Annotated in this window: 1 protein-coding gene; it reads right to left on the bottom strand. The window is 34.5% G+C overall.

Annotated elements, in window-relative coordinates:
* Positions 1-90: 90 nt before the first annotated feature.
* Complete coding sequence (locus CHU92_RS00805) at positions 91-1,578, bottom strand: hypothetical protein (RefSeq protein WP_094411638.1); 1,488 nt, start codon at positions 1,576-1,578, stop codon at positions 91-93.
* Between the last annotated feature and the right edge of the window lie 35 nt (positions 1,579-1,613).

Below are 1,613 nucleotides of genomic sequence, written 5' to 3'. Positions count from 1 at the left end.
TTGAACCTACCACAAAACTGTCATACGAAGCACTGCACCCGCCATTATGCCAAACCGCTGTTAGCACCAGTTGTTCTTTTTCGGTCGTCATTACATCATTGTTATTAGGTCAACTGTCCGTTTAATTTTTTCTTGGTGTTTGAAAATAATTGCCAAGTCATTTCGGTATTCGTTTTTAAATGCTAAAATATTTTTGTCCTTTACAAACTCTTGAAGGAAGGCTTGCCCCTGTTCACTTTTCATAAGGTTTTCAAAAATCTTGTCCATTGTCCACGATTTTTTGATTTCAAATCCCGCTTTTTCTGCTGTTTCTTTAAGTTCTCCTTTACTTGAGATTTCGGGTATAGCGTTAATATCATTTACAATGTCAAAAATTCCTAATTCTGAAATTTTCTTTACGCTGTCTAACTCGTTAATACCGAAACTTCTTGTCTTATACGAACTGTCGCCATTCCAAAATTTTCTATAAGAGTAAACTGTTGCAAAGTCAAAGAAATGAAGTCTTTCGCCCACATTAATTTGTTTCAGTTTCTTTTCTAAACCATTAGTCGTTTCAAGTTTGTATTCGTTTTGTAGTTCTTCAATTTTGTAGTTTTTATAATCTTTCCAAAACTCAACGTCTTTTCGCATTTCACGCAGAAAATTATTTGCTTTTTTAATCAGAGGTTCAAATGAATTTGGAACAATTTCAAAAGAGTAAACGCTTAAGATTTTGCAAAGTAATTCAGCTTCTTTGTCTTCTGCTATCCAAAATTCTCTGTTAAAGTCGCCAATGCCACGTTTAAGAATAAAAAACGCTTGAATTTCAAAAATTGCTTGTTCGTCAATGTTTCTAAATAATGCTTTGAATTTTTTGGTTAAAAACTTTTCAAATGTCTTTTTGAGTTCTTGTTCATTGTAAGTGTCATTGTCCCTGCCTAAATAATACTCTTTTACAAATGCGTAAAGTGAGTTGTAGTCTTTCGCTTTGAGTTGCTCAATTACCCAGCCCGAAAAATCCGAGTAAGGCATTCCAGAAGTTACTGCGTATTCTTTTCTTAAAAGTGGATATTCAGCGTGTCCTTTTGAGCCTAACTCAGATAAAAGTGTTTTTAGTTTTGAATTATTGCTTGTTACTGTTAGTTTTGGGTTGCTCGTAATGGTTGAAGAGCTTTGTGTCTTTTGTCTTTGAGAAGGTGGTAAAAATTGCTGTGGATATTCAAGTCCATAGTATGCTCTAAATTCGTCATATTCTTTTCTGATTGTCTGCAAATGGTCTTCAAAGTTTCCGTTTTCTATTACATTCTGTTGTCGGATACTCTCAATAAGTTTGGCGTAAGAAAGGTTTGCAAGGTCTAAGTCATTATTTGCAAGTCCATTGTCAATTGCATTAATGTGCCAAACTATTGCGTCAATTCTGTCGGGAAATGATAGGTCTGAAATTTTAGATTGGAATTTTTGTCGAGTTGAATTTGTCTGACCGCTTGCTGTTGAAGTGTTAGAACTTTGCCGGTTGTCAATAAAAGTCTGTTCGGATTTTTTTCTTGTCCCGAAGTAAATTAGTAGTCCAACTACTGCTATGATTATGATTACTGTCATTTGTTACGGTGTCGTTTTACAATTGGTGCTAACGT

It is taken from the genome of Flavobacterium cyanobacteriorum, assembly GCF_002251835.1.
Lineage (GTDB): Bacteria > Bacteroidota > Bacteroidia > Flavobacteriales > Flavobacteriaceae > Flavobacterium > Flavobacterium cyanobacteriorum.
Note: the sequence above shows the minus strand (reverse complement) of the source record. Positions and strands in the feature narration are given on the sequence as shown.